The organism is Alphaproteobacteria bacterium, assembly GCA_016699735.1.
In the GTDB taxonomy this organism is placed as follows: Bacteria; Pseudomonadota; Alphaproteobacteria; order Micavibrionales; family Micavibrionaceae; genus JAGNKE01.
In genome coordinates this window covers 698,426-717,130 of the sequence record CP065008.1, presented here as the reverse complement: position 1 = coordinate 717,130, position 18,705 = coordinate 698,426, and the positions used below count along the sequence as shown (strand labels likewise).

Sequence of the window (18,705 nt, the reverse complement as noted above, 5' to 3'; positions counted from 1 at the left end):
GTTCTGAGTGCGCTGGACCTGCATAGACGCTCTCAGTAGAGACCTCTTCGTGTTCACCATTATGCGCCATAGCCTCCATGGGAGCCACACAGACCCCCAAAAACACCAAAGCCAGCCATAATATCACGGTGCGTTTCATTCTATCCAAAATATAGCATGTAAAGACTTAAAACAATAATAACCTTATTCGAGCCAATACCTTTGAAAGTTACTTTTTTATAAGAACTTAAAAATATGTAATCTTAGAATCACAAAGCAGCGAATATGTTAGTGTCAAAAACAGTAACATAACCAAAACATGAGGATATTATGGAACACAAAGAAAACTGCAAAGCCAAAGGGTTTGTGAAGTGGTATCTGTCGTGGCGCGGTGTTATTTTGACGATAATCTTGGCTGCGGTAAGCTACTATTTGCTGACCGTTCATCTCGCGCATCTTGCTCTGGCCCTCCCTTACTTGTTCTTGCTTGCGTGTCCATTGATGCATATTTTTGGTCATGGTCATCACAATCACAAGCAAGATGATAAAAAATGAATGAGCAAAAACCGCATTGTTGCCACAGCGAGCATAAACATAAAGCCATAGAATCCTCCCTTCCTGTTGATGGTGAGGGTGTTATCTATATATGTCCGATGCATCCCCAAGTCCGTCAAGAGGGACCCGGAACCTGTCCTATTTGCGGTATGGCTCTTGAGCCTGAAATGGTCACAGGTGAGAAGGCAGAAAACCACGAACTAACGGACATGACGCGCCGCTTCTGGTTTGGGTTGATCGTCACGCTCCCTGTGTTTTTTCTGGAAATGGGCGCACATTTCATGGATTGGCATTTCCTCATGGGAAGTAGGTCAAACTGGGTTCAGTTTGCACTGGCAACGCCTGTTGTTTTATGGGCGGGTATGCCTTTTTTTGAGCGTGGTTGGTCATCCCTTGTCACGCGCAATTTGAATATGTTTACCCTGATTGCCATTGGTACGGGCATTGCTTGGGTTTACAGCGTTGTTGGCACACTCCTGCCACAACTCTTTCCGTCCGATTTTCAAAGGCCGGATGGCTCTGTTCCGGTTTATTTTGAAGCCGCAGCGGTTATCACAGTCCTTGTGCTTTTGGGTCAGGTTTTGGAGCTTCGGGCGCGGGAAAAGACAGGGGATGCTATTCGCGCCCTATTGAACTTGTCCCCGAAAGCCGCGCGGCGTATCAACAAAGATGGAACCGAAGAAGACATCCCAGTCGAAGATGTAAAGGCCGGAGATAATTTGCGGGTGCGTCCGGGCGAGGCTGTTCCGGTTGATGGCGTCATCATTGAAGGGCGCAGTGCGGTTGATGAGTCCATGGTCACAGGTGAATCCATGCCTGTGATGAAGGAAAAGGACATTGCCGTTATTGGTGGCACCATGAACCAGACGGGCAGCTTCATTATGGTGGCAAAACACGTTGGCAAAGAAACCATGCTGGCGCGGATCGTTCACATGGTTGCCGAAGCGCAGCGCAGCCGCGCACCGATTCAACGTTTGGCTGATCTTGTGGCGTCATGGTTTGTGCCTGCTGTCATCTTGATTGCTGTTTTAGCGTTTGTGCTATGGCTGCTTGTCGGCCCCTCTCCTGCGTTCAGTTATGCCCTGATTGCGGCGGTGAGTGTTCTCATCATTGCTTGTCCTTGTGCGCTTGGGCTTGCGACGCCGATGTCCATCATGGTGGGTGTCGGGCGTGGGGCGCGGGCGGGTGTTCTTATCAAAAATGCTGAATCCTTAGAGCGTATGGAAAAGGTTGATACGCTTTTGGTGGATAAAACCGGAACGCTGACCGAGGGCAAACCTAAAGTAACCAAGATTGTTGCCAAGGAAGGCTATGCAGAGGATCAGCTTTTGTCATGGGCGGCATCGCTTGAACAAGGCAGTGAACATCCTTTAGCCAATGCGATTGTCGCGGCAGCGAAAGAAAAAGGGATTATCTTGCAACCTGCATCGGAATTTGACTCCCCCACAGGCAAGGGTGTTGTGGGCAAAATCGAAGGTCAATCCATTGCACTTGGAAACAGCAAACTTATGGATGATTTGAAGATTGATGTTTCCACTCTGAAATCAAAGGCCGACGAGTTAAGAACAAGTGGTGCGACCGTGATTTTTATGGCTGCTGGGTCTCAACCTGCTGGCCTTTTGGCGATTGCCGATCCGATCAAGGCAACAACGCCTGACGCTATCAAGGCTCTTCAAAAGGCTAGAATCCGTGTCATCATGCTTACAGGCGATAATAAAACGACAGCTCAAGCTGTGGCGCAGCAACTCGGCATTACGGATGTAGAGGCTGAAATCTTACCAGAAGATAAAGCCCGCATTGTCAAAAAATTCCAGAATGAAGGCTCTGTTGTTGCAATGGCGGGGGACGGCACGAACGATGCTCCTGCCCTTGCTTTGGCCGATATTGGCATAGCGATGGGAACGGGAACCGACGTAGCGATGGAAAGCGCAGGCGTGACTTTGCTCAAAGGCGATTTAATGGGCATCACAAAAGCCCATAAATTATCAAAAGCCGTGATGAGTAATATTCGCCAAAATCTGTTTTTTGCCTTCGTTTATAACTTTGCAGGTGTTCCGATAGCCGCTGGTATCCTGTATCCGTTTTATGGCATTTTACTCTCTCCAGAGATTGCTGCCGGAGCCATGGCCCTTAGTTCAGTCTCTGTCATCGGAAACGCGCTTCGCTTGAAGCTTATAAAAATTTGAGATTTTAGCTAAATAAATGAGTGTTTGGACGAACAAGGCTTTGATCGACAATGTCATCGTGGATAACTGTAATAAACTCTTTTAATTGAGCGTTGATGCGGGCCAGAACACGAAAGCGTGGACATCTATAATTTTGCTCCAGCTTTTTGGCATCGGTCTTCAAACGGTAATACTGGGCATTACTTAATCCAGAAGAATATTCTTGGCATAATGTATGGCAGAAGTTTTGGCATTGAGCAGGACTTCATACGTTGTCTCGACACCCATGCGTTTCAAGGCCGCAAGATCGCCATTAAAGAGCGCGTGAGCCGAAAAATTGCATATAATGGAGCCTACGTAAGTTATGAATCTGCAGCCTGATAAAGACCTTTTCATACAAGCTGCTAAAAATTTAAGCCAGTATTAAATTCCGTGGGTTTTTGGTAACCACACTACTTAAATCAGCATCTTTTTAATGGAATTATAGGAACGTTGGTTAGTCGCTGATGTCCGCATCATCCATGTGCTTCTGAATACTGTCACTGATGTCTGCGGGAAGATCGTAGTGCTTGCCATGCTCTGCCCATGCCGTGCGAGTTGCGTCCTCGGTGTCACGCACGGTCTGTAGTACAATATGCTCAGGCACTCCGGCTTTCTTCACCAGCTTTCTAAAATGCTCCATGCCGATTAACTTCATGTCCTTGGTATCGGACAATTTAAGCGCCAGACCGTCTTGCGGGATATATGGAATGGTCGAAAGCAGATCGTAGGCAGGGGCGAATGTCGGGGTTCTGCCGTCTTCATAAATGAAAGACCAGTTTTTCAGGTGCATATCGCCGTTGCCCGTGACAATGCAGAATGTCAGGCGGCGGATAAAATCCGTCAGACCTGCTTCGCCTGTGAGCGTCCAGACCATCCCTGCAAGGCTGCCGTAACTCACCCCTTCATATTTTTTATCAGGGGCAATATTATAAACTTGGGCAAAATCTTCTATATGGATGCGTTTCCCACTGGGGGTACGGTCAAAGCGCTTGACAGCCAATGCCCGTTTCCCTGCCAGAATACCCATTTCTGGCAGATTGATAATCTCAGCCAAAGGCACTAACTTTGTTTCTGGCACGGGGATACCGATACGCGCTGCCAAGTCCATGATGGCATATTCATTCTCAGGCACATGGGCGTAATTCTGGGCTGGAAGTTTAACAATCCAGTCACCCCCCATACCGCTGGCGGGAATGGTCAAACCTCCGCGCCGCTCTGCTATCGCGGAGAATTTAAGCTGAACCCCTGCCAGAGAGAACCTTAAAGGGTGAAGGTTTTTACTGGCCTCTGCTTCTTCTGGCGATGGCACATCAACAGGAACCCCTTCCAATGGGGTGAGGATCACCGCTCCGGACAGGTCCTGACCCAGTAGCTCAATCAGCTTAAATTCGTTAGAAGGCTTGATCCCACCGCGCTGCGCCAGATAGTCCCGCATATGACCTTCGGGCAACAGGTTAGAAAAGAACGGCGGCAATTTTCCAGCCGAAGATTTGCTTTCAGGGATAATTTCCCCGGATGGCCGGAAAAAAGACTGGCTTAAAACGGGGCGGTTGGCAGCGTTCAAATAGGCTTCATCAAAAGCAAAGAACACGCCGCCGCTGGGCAACAAGGTCAGCGTTCCAATAGGATCGTCATTCAGACTGACGCGCAAAAGACTGGTCATGAATCTTCTCCCTCATCAGGCTGGAAACGGCGTTCATCCTCCCCTTCACCTTTCAGCAATGAACGGACAACGGAAACCATCTGGCGCGGGATCAGTACCAATTCCTGATCCAGTACCCGTGCCATGTCCGTGACGGTCGATAGGCGTGGATCGTTCGCTCCCTGCTCAATTTTTGAGACATGGCTTTGGGGCAAGCCGAGCTTCTCTCCAAGCTCTGATTGCTTCATGCCCTGCTGCCGGCGGGCGGATTTTAGCTGTTCTATGATACCGCTCATGGTTATATGTTAATACATATACGCGGAAAAGTAAATATGTTTTTGCATATATTAAGACATAGGGACGTTATGAGTTATAAAACGACATTTTATAACTCATAATTTCCGTCTAATCCAAAGTATGCCTTCAGATTGGCCAGAACCGAATATCTATACTCATGGTATAGATATAGCGAATTTTTTAATGAACGAAAGAAGGGATTGCATAAGGTTAAACCTTTGCCCGAAGCCAGTGCCGGAACAATCGGTCGAGGGTTCCACAGGGGCTATGGAATGCCCTTTGGCGCGTATCCAATCGGCGGACGGTTGGTCTGGGTTCCAAGGGGCACGAAGGCTCCTTGGTCTTGATGACATCATCATGGGGGTATCGGGGGAGCTTGAAGGTTCCCCTGACTGGTGATGCAACGGCCAGACGGTGCATGGCGCAAGAGTGATGAACGGGAGCGCCACGGGAGGGGGATGCAACGGGGGAGGTTTTTCCTTCCCCTTGCCAAGCGTGGTGTAATACACCACACAGCTTGCGGATCGTGGGGAGGCGGTTTTTGAGGCGGCGAACCCCTGCCCTGAGGGAGTTCTGCGAACCGCTTTTGTCTTTTGTGGCAGGATAAGGAAAAGGCGGTTTCTGGTTGCCCTGAAACCGCCTGTCGAGGATCGGCAGATCAATATTCTTCGGCCAGCATGATCGTCAAGACACGGATGGTTTGTGTAACATCCGCCGGATCATCGCTGCCGTATTTCAGGTTGAGATCGTAATAGTCGATCTTCCAGAAGATGCTCAGACCATTGTGCTTGAAGCTCCCAAAATCATGTTCGCCGTGCGGATCATTGTCCTCGGTAAAGTCATCATAGGCCCGTACTTTTGCGACAATGATGATCTGGTCTTCGGGCGAGAGCGCCATAATGCCGCTTGTCATGCAGATGCGGCACGGCACGTCGGGTTTACCAAAAATGGGCATCATCACATATTGGCGGCACTGGTCGTTAAGTTTAGCAATTATCGTATTCATGGTTATCTCCATCGGTTAAACATCAGGGTTAAGGGGAAGTCCCCGCCTATACGGCAGCGGGGAGGTTTTCAGTTTCGGCGGTTTGATAGCCGCGATAGCCGTATTTCTGGGCAAGGTCTTGAAAGCTGCCGTTGCTCTTGAAACTGCGCCGCCAGTCTTTGGGTTTGTAGTACCAGCAGCGGCGCTGCGGGTTCCATTGCAGCCCTGCGGATTTCAGGGCGTCCTTGTTGCGCTTGGTATCGCCGGAGACCCAAATCCAGTACCCGATCAGGGCAATGTCCAGATTGCGGAGTTTGAGAAGCTCCAACAGCTTGTCCATGAGTTCCTGTTCGATGTCGGCCTTGTAGGTGTATTCGCGCTCTTCGGTGCGCTGACCGTGGCAGGATTTCAGAGCCGCCTGATACTGGGCGTTGATCTCTTTCATCGTGTTTTCATCGCCGCCAAGGTCGGGATGGTGAGCTTTGGCAAGGTCGCGGTATCGGATTTTAATGTCCTCCACCGTATGCAGGTCGTGAAAATATCGGATCGTATTCATGGCGTGTGCCTCCTTTTTGTGTTGATGGAGAGCCACACGGGCGAAGGGCACCAGGCGCAAAAGCAATAGCCAACACGGAGTTTCGGAGCGGGCCGCGCTATTGCTTTTGCGCCGCCTTCGCCCAGCCTCCATCGTCAAACACGAAAAGGCAGGCATAGTCCCTGACGGTCTTACGAGGGCTTAGATTTTTACGAAGTTTTGCAAGGCTGGACTATACAAGGTCGGCGCAGATGTGACTCTGTCAGCCGCCATTTTTTCTGGCATTTTTGATCGGATTTTGATATCTGTATGTTCATACACGCCACCAATGTATCATCAGACAAATAATCGCAAAGCCGCCCAAGGGCGGCTTTTGGCGTTGGTACAATTCAAAAAATCAGAAACACAACACCATGCGGGCAAAAGATTTTGCCTGCACAGGAGAGACTCATGCAACCAGACACGGAAAAATACAGAGCGTTCCTGCGTCCCCTTGGCCTTGCCAAAGACCATGAAGATGAAATCATCGCCTTCGCATGGGGCATTTTGCGCGAATGCGTGGCCTCGGCTTTTAATCAGCACCCTGTGCAAGTGGCACGGACACAAAAAATCATCAACACATGGCCCAGAACGATCAATATACCTCGGCAAATTCTGAGCAATGTGGTAGACATTAATCATCCCCAAATGAAAGAGACGTTCTGCGCCGCCGCAGGCGTGGAAACACAGGAGAATAACCCATGATTCAAAAAGCTGTCATCTATGCGCGGGTTTCTTCGGCGAAGCAGGTCACTGAAGGAAATGGCCTTGCCTCCCAAGAAACACGATGCCGTGATTATGCCAAGCACAAGAACTATGAAATTATCGACGTGTTTCGGGACGAAGGCTTGTCGGGCAAGCTCTTGGATCGCCCGAATTTAAAAGCGATGCTGTCCTATCTCAAGAAACATAAACACGAGCAATTTGTCGTTATCATAGACGACATCTCAAGGCTGGCCAGGGACATTGAAACCCACATCCGCTTGCGGGCCTCTATTACCGATGCGGGCGGCAAGTTAGAAAGCCCCTCTATCGAATTTGGTGAGGATTCTGACAGCCGTTTGGTCGAGCATCTGCTGGCGTCTGTGGCCGCGCACCAGCGCGAGAAAAATGCTGAACAGGTCAAAAACCGGATGATGTCCCGAATGCAAAATGGTTATTGGACCTTTTATCCGGTCCCCGGCTACATCTACACCAAGGAAAAAGGCTCCGGCGGGAAAATTCTGGTGCGGGATGAGCCTCTCGCCTCAATCATTGCCGAGGGGCTGGAAGGATATGCCTGCGGTCGGTTTGAAACGATTTCTGAACTGCGGCATTTCTTTATGGGTACGCCGCATTTTCAGCGCGACCGCAAAGGCAAAATCTATTTCTCACAGGTCAGGGATATACTGGATCGTGTTTTTTATGCTGGCTACATCAACAAACCCGAATGGGGGTTGTCGATGGTTAAGGGCAAGCACGAACCCCTTATCAGCTATGAGACCTACCGCAAGATACAAGACCGTCTCCACGGGCAGGCCAAAGCCCCTGCAAAGCTGAATATCAATGAGGACTTCCCGTTAAGAGGATTCGTCATATGCGCCTGCTGTGAAAAGCCGATGGCCGCTTGCTGGTCCACGGGACGCAATGGCAAGCATCCTTACTACCTCTGTAGGACCAAAGGCTGTGAACGTGACGGGAAATCCATACGCCGTGAACAGGTCGAAGGCGATTTTGAGAGCCTGCTTGCCGATCTGAAGCCTTCGGAGCATGTGTTCTTTATGGCTGCCGCCATGTTTACGGACCTTTGGAATGCCAAACGCGAGGCGGTTAAGACAGATACGGAAACCTTGCGCCAGCAAGCACTCCTGCTTGACCGCAAGAGCGTTCATTTTTTCCAGCGGATTGCACAGAATGAAAATCCTACACTGATCGCCGCCTATGAGAACCAGATCAGAATGCTGGAGGAAGAGAAGATCAGGCTGGATGAAAAAATCGCGCAATGCGGTCGCCCGCTGGCTTCCTTCGATGAAACCTTTCGAACCGCGTTCTCTTTCCTCTCAAACCCGCAGAAAATATGGGCTAAAGGCAACCTCGAACACAAACGCGCCGTGATAAAACTCACCTTTACCAACAAACTGGCCTATGACAAGAAAACGGGTTTTCGAACCGCTGAAACCTCGCTGCCCGTCAGGCTTTTACAGGAGTTGTCACTGGGGAGGAAGGAAATGGTGGAAGGGGTAGGATTCGAACCTACGTACTCCGGAGAGGGCAGATTTACAGTCTGCTGCCTTTAGCCACTCGGCCACCCTTCCACGCTGGAACGGGACTGCCTGAATGACAAGCCCGCTTCAAAATAGTGTCCCGTGAACAAAAGAGATTTTGCTTTTGATGTCAAGTGTGCAATTGTCCCCGCATGAAAAAAGATACACGCTTTAAGCCTCAAAAGAACCGACCGTCTGAGCATAAACTCAAGCGCAAGCCTACGCTTTATGGGTTTCATGCCGTGCGGGAGGCGTGGCTGAACCCTGAGCGGGTGATCGAGGCGTTATACCTCACGCCACAGGCGGCGGGCGGGTTTGCGGCCACGCTGGCCGAGGCGAGGGAGAAGAAGCTGAAGCGGCCGGAGCCGGAAACGGTGGACAAAGCCCTGATCGATAAGTCCCTGCCTTACGGGTCGGTGCATCAGGGGGTGGCTTTATGCGCCGCGCCTCTAGAGGAACACGACCTTATTGATTTGTTGATCGCGGCGCGGGGGCGGCCACGCACGGTTCTGGTGATGCTGGACCAGGTGACTGACCCGCATAATCTGGGGGCTATCCTGCGGAGCGCCTGCGTGTTCGGCCTGAACGGTCTGATTCAGCAGAAAAAGCACGCGCCGGAGCTGGATGCCGTGGTGGCCAAAACGGCCTGCGGGGCGGTGGAGCATCTTCCGATCGTTAATGCCACGAATCTGTCGCGGGCGATGGAGGAACTCAAAGAAGACGGCTTCTGGGTCGTCGGGCTGGATGAGCGGGGCGAGAAGGACATCGGCGAATCACTGCCGACGACACGCGGTGATTCGGCCAAAATCGTGCTGGTTCTGGGGTCCGAGGGCGAGGGAATCCGGCGCCTGATTCGTGAAAACTGCGATGTTTTATGCCGTTTGCCGGCCTCCGGACCCATCCAGAGCCTTAATGTTTCGAACGCGGCGGCGGTGGCTTTCTACGCGGTTTCCAGAATATAACCCGCTGATTTGGCCGCTTTTTTCGGGTGTTTTTGTCAAGGGAAAAATATCCCCTAAAAAACATTTAAAATTTTGACAGACGGGAAACGAAGCTGGTACACTGTCTTTAGTAAGAATAACAATGAGCGCCTCCGCTAAAGGGGCCGTTTCGAAAGGGTTTCAAATGTTTATCGCCGTAACAGTTTTCGTTCTTTCTGCCGCGCTTGTCGTGCAGATGGCGGCTGTGCGGAAGACAAAAAAAATTACCGTGCGTATCCCTAAAAATAATCATAGACAAGAGGGGTCTGCATCCTGTAAATAGTTTCAACCCGCTGCTAGCGAAATTATCTGGTAATTTCGTTAGCTTATCACCCCAACCTCAAAGGCCCCAGTGTTTATCGCCGGGGTCTCTTTTTTTGTGGTAAGGGGATTGAGGAATTTGATGTCTGAAGACGACGACAGAGTTAAACACACTTACAGCATTACGCTTTTAATCATTCACCCCGACATGGATCCGGATGTGATTACACGTACGCTGGGAGCGATTGGAATTCAGCCCTATACCTCATTTATGGCCGGAAAGATGAGTTTTACGCCCAAGGGAACAGAGATGGGTATTGCCCGGGACACGCGCTGGAATTACGTCGAGGATTTCTTCGATGATGTGCGTTTCTTTGAAATGATGGGTAAAATGGTCGTAAAACTTCATGCCCATTTCAGGGATTTTTTTAGGCAAATAGTCTCTGAGGGAGGCACGGTCATGCTTATCGTTAATTTGCCCGGAAAAAGGAACCAAGGTGATACTTTGGCTCCCGAATTATTGGGGAAAATGGCGGATATGTCGGTTAGTCTAGGTGTAGAAACTTTTCCGGACAGCAACAGGTTTGATAATTAAGACTAACTTGTCAGTTTTTCCAAATCAGCCTCGGTTAAGCCCCGCCACTCTGCCTCTGCGAGTTCGCCGAGGGTGAGGGTTCCGACCTGAAAGCGGTGGAGGGTGACCACCTCGTTGCCGAGTTTTTCGAACATCCGGCGGATTTGCCTGTTACGGCCCTCCTCCAGAATCATGACGCCCGCCTTTTTGCCTTCCGGCGTCCATTGCGCGGGTCTGAGGGGTTTATCCTCCCCGCCCAGCATCATATCGCCGCGTGCGAAAATCTCCGCCTCGTTGCCCTTCAGCGGGTCGCGCAGGGTCACGCGATAATGCTTCTTTGCGTGGCGGCGCGGGTGGGTGATGCGGTGGAGCAGGTCGCCGTCGTCGGTCAGGATCACCAGCCCGGTGCTGTCCTTATCCAGCCGTCCGGCGATGGAGAGCTTGGGGCTGCGGCGGGCGAAGCGTTCGGGCAGCAGATCATAAACCACCTTGCCGGGGTCTTTATGCGAGCTGGTCACGCCCGCGGGCTTGTTGAGCATGATGTTCAAAGGCGGCAGGGGGTCAAGCTTTTCACCGTCCAGCAGGACGCGGCCTTCGCGGACCATTTCCGGCGCCACGGAAAAGCCGGGGTCGGTCATGCGCTGCCCGTCCACATCGACCCAGCCGTTCTTGACGGCCATGGTCATTTCCTTGCGGCTGCCGTAGCCGAGATTGGAGAGAAGGCGGTCCAGCCGCACTGATTTTTCCTTTGTCATGTTTTTTCCTTTTTAGACTTCCTGTCCGGCGCACCAGCCCGATGCCCATGCCCACTGGAAATTATGGCCACCCAGATGGCCGGTGACATCCAGAACCTCGCCGATGAAATAAAGACCCGGAATTTTTTTCGCCTCGAATGTTTTCGAGGAGATCGCGCTGGTGTCAACACCGCCCAGGGTTACCTCCGCCGTCCGGTATCCTTCGGTGCCAGCGGGAAGAACGCTCCAATTTTTGACGAGCGCCGATATTTCCGCAAGCTTCGGATCCGAAAGATCAGCCATCCGTTCATCGTGGCCGCTTTCTTCGGCCAGAAGATGTGCGAGGCGTTGCGGCAGAAGGTCGGACAGAATTGTCCGTAGTTTTTGCTTCGGGGAATTTTTCCGCGCCGTTTTCAGAAAATCAAGGGCGTCTTTTTCAGGAATCAGATCGACGGTGATGGCTTTTCCCTCCTCCCAGTAAGTAGAAATCTGCAAAATCGAAGGGCCGGAGAGGCCGCGATGGGTAAAGAGCAAGCCTTCGCGGAACGATGTTTTTTCGTACGATACCCTTGCATCTATCGAAAGACCGGAGAGCGGCGCGGTGCGTTCCAATGTTTTTTGATCGAAGGTCAGCGGCACCAGCGCCGCGCGGGGTGGGACGATTTCCAACCCGAATTTTTTAGCCTGCTCATACCCAAAGTTGCTTGCGCCGATTTTAGGAATGGAAAGGCCGCCGCTGGCGATCACCAGAGACGCGCTTTCGAATTCGCCCTGATCGGTTTTAAGGTGGAAGGTTTTGCCGTTCTTGCTTATGGATTTGATTTTGGTCTGAATTTCGATGACTGCGCCGTTGTCGATACAGCGGCTGATGAGCATATCTATGATCTGTTTGCTGGAGCCGTCGCAAAAAAGCTGGCCGCGGGCGGTTTGGTCGGCGTAATCCTCATAGGGTTTTTCGTGGAAGGCGATGCCGTGGTGTTTTACGATCTCGATAAAATCCTGCGGCGTGAAGCGGCTGAGGGCCGATTTGCAGAAATGGGGGTTTTGAGAAATAAAATTTTCCGGGCCGCTGTGGAGGTTTGTAAAGTTGCAGCGCCCTCCTCCCGAAATGCGGATTTTTTCACCAATTTTACCTGTATGCTCGATGACCCTGACGGTGCGGCCTCTTGCCGCCGCCTCACCCGCGCACATGAGGCCCGCCGCCCCTGCCCCTATAATTATGACATCCGCCGTTTTCATCGCGCCAATAGACAGGATTACGGGGCGAAAGACAAGCTCGGCTCTGGACAGGGGCGTTCGACTCGTTCAGTTTACAGGGCATGAGCGAGAACCATACAGACGAGTTGTTCCTGATCGACGGGTCGGGCTTCATTTTCCGGGCCTATTACGCGCTGGCCTATTCCGGGCGCGGGTCGATGACCAATCCCGAGGGTGTTCCCGTTGGGGCCGTGTATGGTTATACGAGTATGCTGCTCAAGATGCTCAAGGATTATCACGCACCTTATCTGGCCGTCGTGTTCGACGCGGCGCGGGAGAACTACCGCAATAAAATCTACGCGCAATACAAGGCCAACCGGGACGAGACGCCGGAAGATTTGATCCCGCAATTTCCTCTTGTTCGTGAGGCCACGCTGGCTTTCGATATCCCGGCTTTGGAGATGGAAGGCTATGAGGCGGACGATCTGATCGCCACCTATACGCGGCTGGCGCTGGAACAGGGGAAGAAGGTCGTGATCGTTTCTTCCGATAAAGATTTGATGCAGCTTATACGTCCGGGCGTGCGGATGCTGGATCCCATGAAAAACAAGTGGCTGGAGTTGGCCGATGTTATAGAGAAATTCGGGGTCGGGCCGGAGAAGGTCGTAGACGTGCAGGCGCTGGCGGGCGACAAAGTCGATAACGTGCCGGGTGTTCCGGGGATCGGGGTGAAGACCGCCGCTGAGCTGATCAATACCTATGGAACGCTGGAAGACCTTCTGGAGCGGGCCGGGGAAATTAAACAGCCTAAAAGGCGTGAAGTTCTGACTCAACACGCCGAGGCGGCAAGGATTTCCAAGAAGCTGGTGGCTCTGGACGATCACGCGCCGGTCCCTATGGCGCTGGAGGATTTGAAAACCCACGATCCGGACAAGCCGGAGTTGATGGCTTTTCTTGAGAAGCACGCTTTTTCCTCGATCATCCGCAGGCTGGGCGGGACGCCGATCGCGGCGAAAACTGTCACTAGCGATGTGTCTGCAGAAACACACATCGAGGAGGACAAGCTCCCGCCCGCCTCTAATAATATCTACACGATGATTACGGATGCGGAGGCGCTCGAAGAATGGATCGCGGATGCTTACGAAACCGGGCTGCTGGCCGTGGATACGGAGACGACCGCCCTGACTCCCGCGAAGGCCAATCTGGTCGGGATTTCGCTGGCGTCACGGATCGGCAAGGCGGCCTATATCCCCGTTGGTCACAGTTTTTCAACGGACCTGTTCGGGGATAGTGCGTCCTCGACCGTCAAACAAATGGATTTGAAGACGGCGATTGAATTGCTGAAGCCCGTGCTTGAGGATGAGAGCGTGCTTAAAATCGGTCATAACATGAAATATGACTGGCAGATTTTAGCGCGGCACGGCATTCGGATCACGCCGTGCGACGATACGATGCTGATGTCTTATGTTCTGGACGGGTCGGCGCACAGCCATTCGCTCGATAACCTTGCCCAGATGTGCTGCGGGCATAAGATGATCGGGTTCGAGGAGGTGGCGGGCAAAGGCAAGCAGCAGGTGACTTTTGATAAAGTCGGGCTGGAAGCTGCGACAAATTACGCCGCTGAAGACGCGGAAATGACGCTGCGCCTGTACCGGATTTTCAAGCCGCGACTGGCGCGGGAGAGAATGACGACCGTGTATGAGATGATCGAGCGGCCTTTGATCTCCGTGATCGCGGATATGGAGCTTGCCGGGATCAAGGTCGATCCAAAAGTCCTCAAGAAGATGAGCGATGAATTCGGCAAGAAACTTATGGTTCTTGAAGAGGAGATTCACGCTCTGGCGGGTCGGCCCTTTAACGTCGCCTCCCCCCGGCAGGTGGGCGAAGTCCTCTTTGACGAAATGGGGCTAAAGGGCGGGAGCAAGACCAAGACGGGCGACTGGAGTACATCCGTGGACGTCCTCGAAGACCTTGCCGCCGAGGGCCATGAGATCGTCAAAAAAATTCTGGAGTTCCGGCAACTGGCCAAATTGAAATCGACCTACACGGATGCCTTGCAGGATGAGATCAACCCGGCGACCGGGCGGGTGCATACATCCTATCACCTGACAGGGACCAGCACGGGGCGGCTGGCTTCCACCGATCCGAACCTGCAGAACATCCCGATCCGCACCGAGGAAGGGCGGAAAATCCGCGAAGCTTTTATCGCTGAGGAGGGTCACGTTCTGCTGTCAGTGGATTATTCGCAGATTGAATTGCGGCTGTCTGCACATATGGCGGGGGTCGAAGCCTTAAAGCAAGCGTTCCGCGACGGTGAGGACATTCACGCGCTGACCGCTTCGCAAGTTTTCGGGGTTCCTCTGGAGCAGGTCACACCGGATATCCGGCGGCAGGCGAAAGCGGTCAATTTCGGGATTATCTATGGGATTTCCGGTTACGGTCTGGCGCGGCAGCTTGGTATTCCCGTGGCCGATGCCAGCGAGTTCATCCGCCGTTATCTCAACCGTTTTAAGGAAATCCAGACCTATATGGACGCTACTAAGGCCGAAGCCAAGAAAAACGGCCATGTCGGTACTTTGTTCGGGCGGAAATGCGTGATCCCCGGAATCAAGGACAAGAACCCCGCCGGCGCCCGTGGCGCCGAGCGGCAGGCGATCAACGCCCCGCTGCAGGGTACGGCGGCGGATATCATCAAAATCGCCATGGGGCGGCTTCCTGCGGCTCTGAAAAAGGAAGGGCTTAAGGCACGTATGCTCCTGCAGGTTCATGACGAGCTTATCTTTGAGGTTCCCGAGGGCGAAATCGAGCAGACCAAGGTGATCGTTCGCAGAACTATGGAAAATTCATTTAAAATCAATGGAATAGATATCTCCGTCCCGCTGGTTGTAGAAGCCGGGGCCGGAAGCAGCTGGGGGGCGGCGCATTAGGCTGCATATTCAATATTAGGAAATAATGAATATTTTATGCACTTAACGCCATATTTTCTATATTTCTGTTGACAGTTTTTGGAAGGCCGTGTTACAACCGCCCTCGCTTCGGTAGCCATCCCCACACACGCAACTGCCGAAGTTCCAGATTATCCGCAGAGGGATACACAAGTTCCCCACACACGGAAAGCAAACCGCTCCTTGCTTAGGCTTGGGGCGGTTTCGCTATGTGTGCGGCTGATCGAAGCTAAGACCGCCGGTATTGAGCGGCGCCGATAATTACTCCCGATTTCTGATCGTTGATGAGAACCGCAAATCCAGAGGCCTTTTCGCTCATTTTCGGATTAAATTTCAGGGATTTGGCTTCTCCGGCCCAATCCCCAAGAATACCGACATTTGAGACGATGTTATAATACGTCATCGCCTTATCCTTATTTCCGCCTTCCGCGACCTTTATTTCATGCGGGCTATCGAAGTTCAGAATGTAGATTTTATAGATCGAATCTTGTGCTGCCGCCATTTCAGGGAGAATCAGGGTAAAGGTCTGGAGGTCCGACTCCTGCCGCACCTCCGGCTCAATGAGCACCTGCGCCTTTCGGGCCCGACGTATGGCCGTCAGAACATCTTCCTTAAGGTATCCTACGGCGTCGTAGCGCCCGTTTATGACTATCTGCGGCGTGTATTTCGGCCCAGCGCGGAGGGTTGATTCGTAGGCGATCTGGCGGGTGCTGCAGAACGGGTGCGAGAGCGACCCAGTTTTGACATCGAAATAATCCACGTGGCAGGACAGCGCCAATACATTCTCCGCCTTTGTCAGTTCGCCCAACAAGGCGTCCGCCTTAGGGCAGAAGACGCAGGCCTGCGATGAGAATAGCTCAACGACCACAAGAGTATTCGCATTTGGCGTTGTTTGACCTTGTGGCCTCTCTAATGCCGCGGTTTGCTGTTTATCGGGAGCGGCGAGGCCGGGAGGCGGCTCAAGCGTCTCTACCTGCACCTCCGTAACCGGAACGGCAGGGGGCTTATCTTCCGCATATACAGGAGAAATAAAGCCGATTACGACCATCAAGAGGCACAGGAGAAGGCCTATAGGCTGCTTTTTTTCTGGGTTCGTCATGAATTTCCTTTGTGCGATTCGGTAAGGACGAGCCAGTGTAGTGTGAGCATATAGACGCCACAAGTCCTATGTTTTTTGTTTATTTTCAATAATTTAGTTCAATTCACAAAAATGCGCCTACAATCGAAAAAATTTGAAGTAAGGCGTTTTAATCTTTTCCGGACGCGTTCAAAAAAAGCTTGATTTACGTCGAAGGCCGCTGTTATATAGCGCTTCTTAAAGAGCGGTCTGGCTGAAATCGGCATGCCTCGATCGCATGGTTCAATAATAATTCTGGAGATGAAAATGCCGAAAATGAAAACGCACTCGAGCGCCAAAAAGCGCTTTAAGGTGACGGCTAAGGGCAAAGTCAAAGCTAAACCGTCCCATTCCCGACACATGATGATGAACAAGCCGAAATCCATGAAGCGCAAGGCGCGTGGGATGGATACGCTGTGCGATGCCGATGCGACGATCGTTCTTCGCAATTTCCTGCCCAACAGCCGCAAGCGCAAGAAAAAGCCTGCCGCTAAAAAAGAAGAAGGAGCACAATAATGGCCCGCGTTAAAGGAGGGGCTCGCGCCCACGCCAGACACCGCAAGGTAATCAAGAAAGCCAAAGGCTATTACGGGCGGAGGAAGAATTGCTTCCGCACCGCCGTTCAGGCCGTCGAAAAAGCCGGACAGTATGCGTATCGTGACCGCCGGGTCAAAAAGCGTGACTTCCGCGCTTTGTGGATACAGCGGATCAATGCCGGTGTGCGTCAGCACGGACTGACCTACTCCCAGTTCATTCACGGCCTGAAACTGTGCGCCATTGAGTTGGACCGTAAGGTTCTCTCCGATCTGGCGATCCGGAATCCAGCGGAGTTTGAGGCTCTGGTCAAGCAAGCGCAGAGTGCATTAGCCAAAATTGAGAATAGGGCTGCTTGATTTATTTTGTTGCGTTCCTTAGCTCCTCCTTATGATAGTTCAGGAGGAGCTTTTTGTAAGGTGTGTCACATGAAAAAATATTCAAAGCTTTTTCTTCTTTTTTTAACTTTCCTTGCTCTTTCTGCCTTTGAAGCTGACGCGGAAGTCATTGTAGATCCACCCTCGGTACGCGAAGTGATAGGCGCTGGCCCCGATTTTGATGAATTTGCCGTGAAAGGCTTCATTTCAAGTGTTTCAAACAGCTTTTTTGAGTTTAATCATGAAAACTACAAAGAGAAACTCGGAGCAATAAAGGATTTTTTTTCCACTGCAGGCTTTCGATCTTTTTATGGTGCCATGAATGAGACGGGTTTTCTCAAAAGTATTATCAGTAAAAAACAAACTATTCATGGCTATATTATTTCGCCTATTCAGATTAGTGAGCCTAAAATTGTCCGGTCGACTTTTTTTTGGACCTCTACTTTCAACTACGTTATTGAGTATAGCTCTGAAGGCAGTACGTTATTTCAGTTTCTTAAGATTTCAGTTGATATCAAGGAAATTCCCTCTGGTGAGGACAGGGGTAAAAGGCTTGCAGTGGACAGGTGGCTCTCATTTATTGACGAGGATCCTATTTTTTGTCCTTGCCATGACGGAGGGAAGCAGAAGAAAAATGCCAGCCTTCATGATGCGTTGAAGGACAAAATGGGCTTAGAAGAAGATAAGGACGGAAACTTAGGCAAAAAAGAAGAAGATAGTTCCGGTAATGGAGAAGATTCTGTTGAGGAAGATTTTCCTTCCAAGAGTGAGAATTCTGCCGTGGAAAAGAGTCCTGATCAGGACTCTATTGACGAATGACGTTACAAAGACTCGCCGTTTTCGACTGGAACGGTACGTTGATCGCCGACACGCGCATGGCTTGGGTTGCTTCGAACGCCTGTCTTGAATTTTACGGCAAGTCGCCGATTACATTACAGAGACAGCGGGAAACTTTCGATTTCCCAGTGATCCATTATTACAAGCGCAACGGATGCGATATCGACCGGGTGTTGGCCACGAAGGAAGAGGCCAATGCGATTTTTCAGACCCGCTACGAGGCTTTGGCGGCGAATGTCCGAACACGCCGCGGCGCAAGAGAATTGCTGGAGTGGCTTAAGGCGCACGGGATTGCGTGTATTATCCTCAGCAATTACCTGACGCTCAAGATTGAGCCACAGCTTGAAAGATTAAAAATCGCTAAGTATTTCAGTCATGTTTCGGCCAATAATTGCGATGGGACCACAATTCTGAACGCCACTAACAAACTTGAAAGGCTCTCAAGCTTTCTGGTCAAACGGGGCTATCATCCCGATAATTCCTTTATCATCGGCGATAGTATGGAAGAGCCGGATATCGGGCGAAAACTGGGCGTCATGTCCATCGGAATCACAGGCGGGTGTATTACCGAAGCGCGACTGCGGAAGGCGCGGCCGGATCACCTGATCGACTCCCTTCCGCAAGCCATTCCGATCATTTCAAAGAAATGGTCTTCATCCTGAGACGG

17 protein-coding genes, 1 tRNA gene and 1 pseudogene are annotated in these 18,705 nt (G+C 51.5%); 11 read left to right on the top strand and 8 right to left on the bottom strand.

The window, feature by feature from the left end; translation table 11 throughout:
- Window positions 1-309: 309 nt before the first annotated feature.
- A complete protein-coding gene (locus IPN28_03510; protein QQS57899.1) occupies window positions 310-534 on the top strand; it encodes a DUF2933 domain-containing protein in 225 nt (74 codons plus the stop codon).
- Window positions 531-2,720: a copper-translocating P-type ATPase gene (locus tag IPN28_03505; protein QQS57898.1), complete on the top strand. Its 2,190-nt coding sequence runs from the start codon at window positions 531-533 to the stop codon at window positions 2,718-2,720. Before IPN28_03510 ends, IPN28_03505 begins: the two co-directional genes overlap by 4 nt.
- 475 nt (window positions 2,721-3,195) lie before the next feature.
- Here IPN28_03505 and IPN28_03500 read toward each other — a convergent pair whose 3' ends face one another.
- The 4 genes from IPN28_03500 to IPN28_03485 all read right to left on the bottom strand — a co-directional run bounded on the left by IPN28_03500 (window position 3,196) and on the right by IPN28_03485 (window position 6,221).
- Window positions 3,196-4,404, bottom strand: a complete 1,209-nt coding sequence (locus IPN28_03500) for a type II toxin-antitoxin system HipA family toxin (protein QQS57897.1) — start codon at window positions 4,402-4,404, stop codon at window positions 3,196-3,198.
- Entirely contained in the window at window positions 4,401-4,679 is a 279-nt protein-coding gene (locus IPN28_03495) for a helix-turn-helix transcriptional regulator (protein ID QQS57896.1), read from the bottom strand. Before IPN28_03495 ends, IPN28_03500 begins: the two co-directional genes overlap by 4 nt.
- A gap of 659 nt (window positions 4,680-5,338) precedes the next feature.
- Window positions 5,339-5,638, bottom strand: coding sequence for a DUF3768 domain-containing protein (locus tag IPN28_03490; protein QQS58523.1), 300 nt, complete (start codon window positions 5,636-5,638; stop codon window positions 5,339-5,341).
- Window positions 5,639-5,732: 94 nt separating this feature from the next.
- A complete protein-coding gene (locus IPN28_03485) occupies window positions 5,733-6,221 on the bottom strand; it encodes a hypothetical protein (protein ID QQS57895.1) in 489 nt (162 codons plus the stop codon).
- 429 nt (window positions 6,222-6,650) lie between these two features.
- On the opposite strand from IPN28_03485, the gene IPN28_03480 reads away from it, so the two are divergent.
- Both IPN28_03480 and IPN28_03475 read left to right on the top strand, forming a co-directional pair.
- Entirely contained in the window at window positions 6,651-6,944 is a 294-nt protein-coding gene (locus tag IPN28_03480) for a hypothetical protein (protein QQS57894.1), read from the top strand.
- A pseudogene (locus IPN28_03475) lies at window positions 6,941-8,476 on the top strand (recombinase family protein). The gene IPN28_03480 and the pseudogene IPN28_03475 overlap by 4 nt, the downstream one beginning before the upstream one ends.
- Here IPN28_03475 and IPN28_03470 read toward each other — a convergent pair.
- Window positions 8,448-8,533: transfer RNA gene (locus IPN28_03470), tRNA-Tyr, on the bottom strand. The pseudogene IPN28_03475 and the gene IPN28_03470 overlap by 29 nt on opposite strands.
- 101 nt (window positions 8,534-8,634) lie before the next feature.
- Between IPN28_03470 and rlmB the strand changes: the two genes are divergently transcribed.
- Both rlmB and IPN28_03460 read left to right on the top strand, forming a co-directional pair.
- Window positions 8,635-9,444: a 23S rRNA (guanosine(2251)-2'-O)-methyltransferase RlmB gene (gene rlmB / locus IPN28_03465; GenBank protein ID QQS57893.1), complete on the top strand. Its 810-nt coding sequence runs from the start codon at window positions 8,635-8,637 to the stop codon at window positions 9,442-9,444.
- A 421-nt stretch (window positions 9,445-9,865) separates the two neighbouring features.
- Window positions 9,866-10,318 carry a hypothetical protein gene (locus IPN28_03460; GenBank protein QQS57892.1) on the top strand — a complete coding sequence of 151 codons (453 nt, stop codon included), beginning with the start codon at window positions 9,866-9,868 and terminating at the stop codon, window positions 10,316-10,318.
- A 2-nt stretch (window positions 10,319-10,320) separates the two neighbouring features.
- Here the strand turns inward: IPN28_03460 and IPN28_03455 are convergent, their stop codons facing one another.
- Both IPN28_03455 and IPN28_03450 read right to left on the bottom strand, forming a co-directional pair.
- Window positions 10,321-11,052 (bottom strand): rRNA pseudouridine synthase, encoded by a 732-nt coding sequence (locus IPN28_03455; protein ID QQS57891.1) that lies wholly within the window; start codon window positions 11,050-11,052, stop codon window positions 10,321-10,323.
- A 12-nt stretch (window positions 11,053-11,064) separates the two neighbouring features.
- On the bottom strand, window positions 11,065-12,270 hold the full coding sequence (locus IPN28_03450; GenBank protein QQS57890.1) for an NAD(P)/FAD-dependent oxidoreductase: 1,206 nt from the start codon (window positions 12,268-12,270) through the stop codon (window positions 11,065-11,067).
- Between the two features lie 80 nt (window positions 12,271-12,350).
- Here IPN28_03450 and polA point away from each other — a divergent pair, with 80 nt between their 5' ends.
- Entirely contained in the window at window positions 12,351-15,155 is a 2,805-nt protein-coding gene (polA, locus tag IPN28_03445) for a DNA polymerase I (protein QQS57889.1), read from the top strand.
- 247 nt (window positions 15,156-15,402) lie between these two features.
- Here the strand turns inward: polA and IPN28_03440 are convergent, their stop codons facing one another.
- Window positions 15,403-16,272: a DUF1223 domain-containing protein gene (locus IPN28_03440; GenBank protein QQS57888.1), complete on the bottom strand. Its 870-nt coding sequence runs from the start codon at window positions 16,270-16,272 to the stop codon at window positions 15,403-15,405.
- Window positions 16,273-16,557: 285 nt separating this feature from the next.
- Between IPN28_03440 and rpmI the strand changes: the two genes are divergently transcribed.
- The 4 genes from rpmI to IPN28_03420 all read left to right on the top strand — a co-directional run bounded on the left by rpmI (window position 16,558) and on the right by IPN28_03420 (window position 18,700).
- Window positions 16,558-16,806 (top strand): 50S ribosomal protein L35, encoded by a 249-nt coding sequence (gene rpmI / locus IPN28_03435; GenBank protein ID QQS57887.1) that lies wholly within the window; start codon window positions 16,558-16,560, stop codon window positions 16,804-16,806.
- Window positions 16,806-17,183, top strand: coding sequence for a 50S ribosomal protein L20 (gene rplT / locus IPN28_03430; protein QQS57886.1), 378 nt, complete (start codon window positions 16,806-16,808; stop codon window positions 17,181-17,183). Before rpmI ends, rplT begins: the two co-directional genes overlap by 1 nt.
- A gap of 69 nt (window positions 17,184-17,252) precedes the next feature.
- Window positions 17,253-18,020 carry a DotI/IcmL/TraM family protein gene (locus IPN28_03425; protein ID QQS57885.1) on the top strand — a complete coding sequence of 256 codons (768 nt, stop codon included), beginning with the start codon at window positions 17,253-17,255 and terminating at the stop codon, window positions 18,018-18,020.
- A complete protein-coding gene (locus tag IPN28_03420) occupies window positions 18,017-18,700 on the top strand; it encodes an HAD family hydrolase (GenBank protein ID QQS57884.1) in 684 nt (227 codons plus the stop codon). Before IPN28_03425 ends, IPN28_03420 begins: the two co-directional genes overlap by 4 nt.
- Window positions 18,701-18,705 lie beyond the last annotated feature (5 nt).

Coding starts and splice junctions, on each gene's coding strand:
- IPN28_03490 (QQS58523.1), bottom strand. CDS start 5,638: ATGATGCCCATTTTTGGTAAACCCGACGTGCCGTGCCGCATCTGCATG.
- IPN28_03505 (QQS57898.1), top strand. CDS start 531: ATGAATGAGCAAAAACCGCATTGTTGCCACAGCGAGCATAAACATAAA.
- IPN28_03420 (QQS57884.1), top strand. CDS start 18,017: ATGACGTTACAAAGACTCGCCGTTTTCGACTGGAACGGTACGTTGATC.
- rlmB (QQS57893.1), top strand. CDS start 8,635: ATGAAAAAAGATACACGCTTTAAGCCTCAAAAGAACCGACCGTCTGAG.
- IPN28_03455 (QQS57891.1), bottom strand. CDS start 11,052: ATGACAAAGGAAAAATCAGTGCGGCTGGACCGCCTTCTCTCCAATCTC.
- IPN28_03460 (QQS57892.1), top strand. CDS start 9,866: ATGTCTGAAGACGACGACAGAGTTAAACACACTTACAGCATTACGCTT.
- rplT (QQS57886.1), top strand. CDS start 16,806: ATGGCCCGCGTTAAAGGAGGGGCTCGCGCCCACGCCAGACACCGCAAG.
- IPN28_03495 (QQS57896.1), bottom strand. CDS start 4,679: ATGAGCGGTATCATAGAACAGCTAAAATCCGCCCGCCGGCAGCAGGGC.
- IPN28_03450 (QQS57890.1), bottom strand. CDS start 12,270: ATGAAAACGGCGGATGTCATAATTATAGGGGCAGGGGCGGCGGGCCTC.
- rpmI (QQS57887.1), top strand. CDS start 16,558: ATGCCGAAAATGAAAACGCACTCGAGCGCCAAAAAGCGCTTTAAGGTG.
- IPN28_03440 (QQS57888.1), bottom strand. CDS start 16,272: ATGACGAACCCAGAAAAAAAGCAGCCTATAGGCCTTCTCCTGTGCCTC.
- IPN28_03500 (QQS57897.1), bottom strand. CDS start 4,404: ATGACCAGTCTTTTGCGCGTCAGTCTGAATGACGATCCTATTGGAACG.
- IPN28_03425 (QQS57885.1), top strand. CDS start 17,253: ATGAAAAAATATTCAAAGCTTTTTCTTCTTTTTTTAACTTTCCTTGCT.
- polA (QQS57889.1), top strand. CDS start 12,351: ATGAGCGAGAACCATACAGACGAGTTGTTCCTGATCGACGGGTCGGGC.
- IPN28_03480 (QQS57894.1), top strand. CDS start 6,651: ATGCAACCAGACACGGAAAAATACAGAGCGTTCCTGCGTCCCCTTGGC.
- IPN28_03510 (QQS57899.1), top strand. CDS start 310: ATGGAACACAAAGAAAACTGCAAAGCCAAAGGGTTTGTGAAGTGGTAT.
- IPN28_03485 (QQS57895.1), bottom strand. CDS start 6,221: ATGAATACGATCCGATATTTTCACGACCTGCATACGGTGGAGGACATT.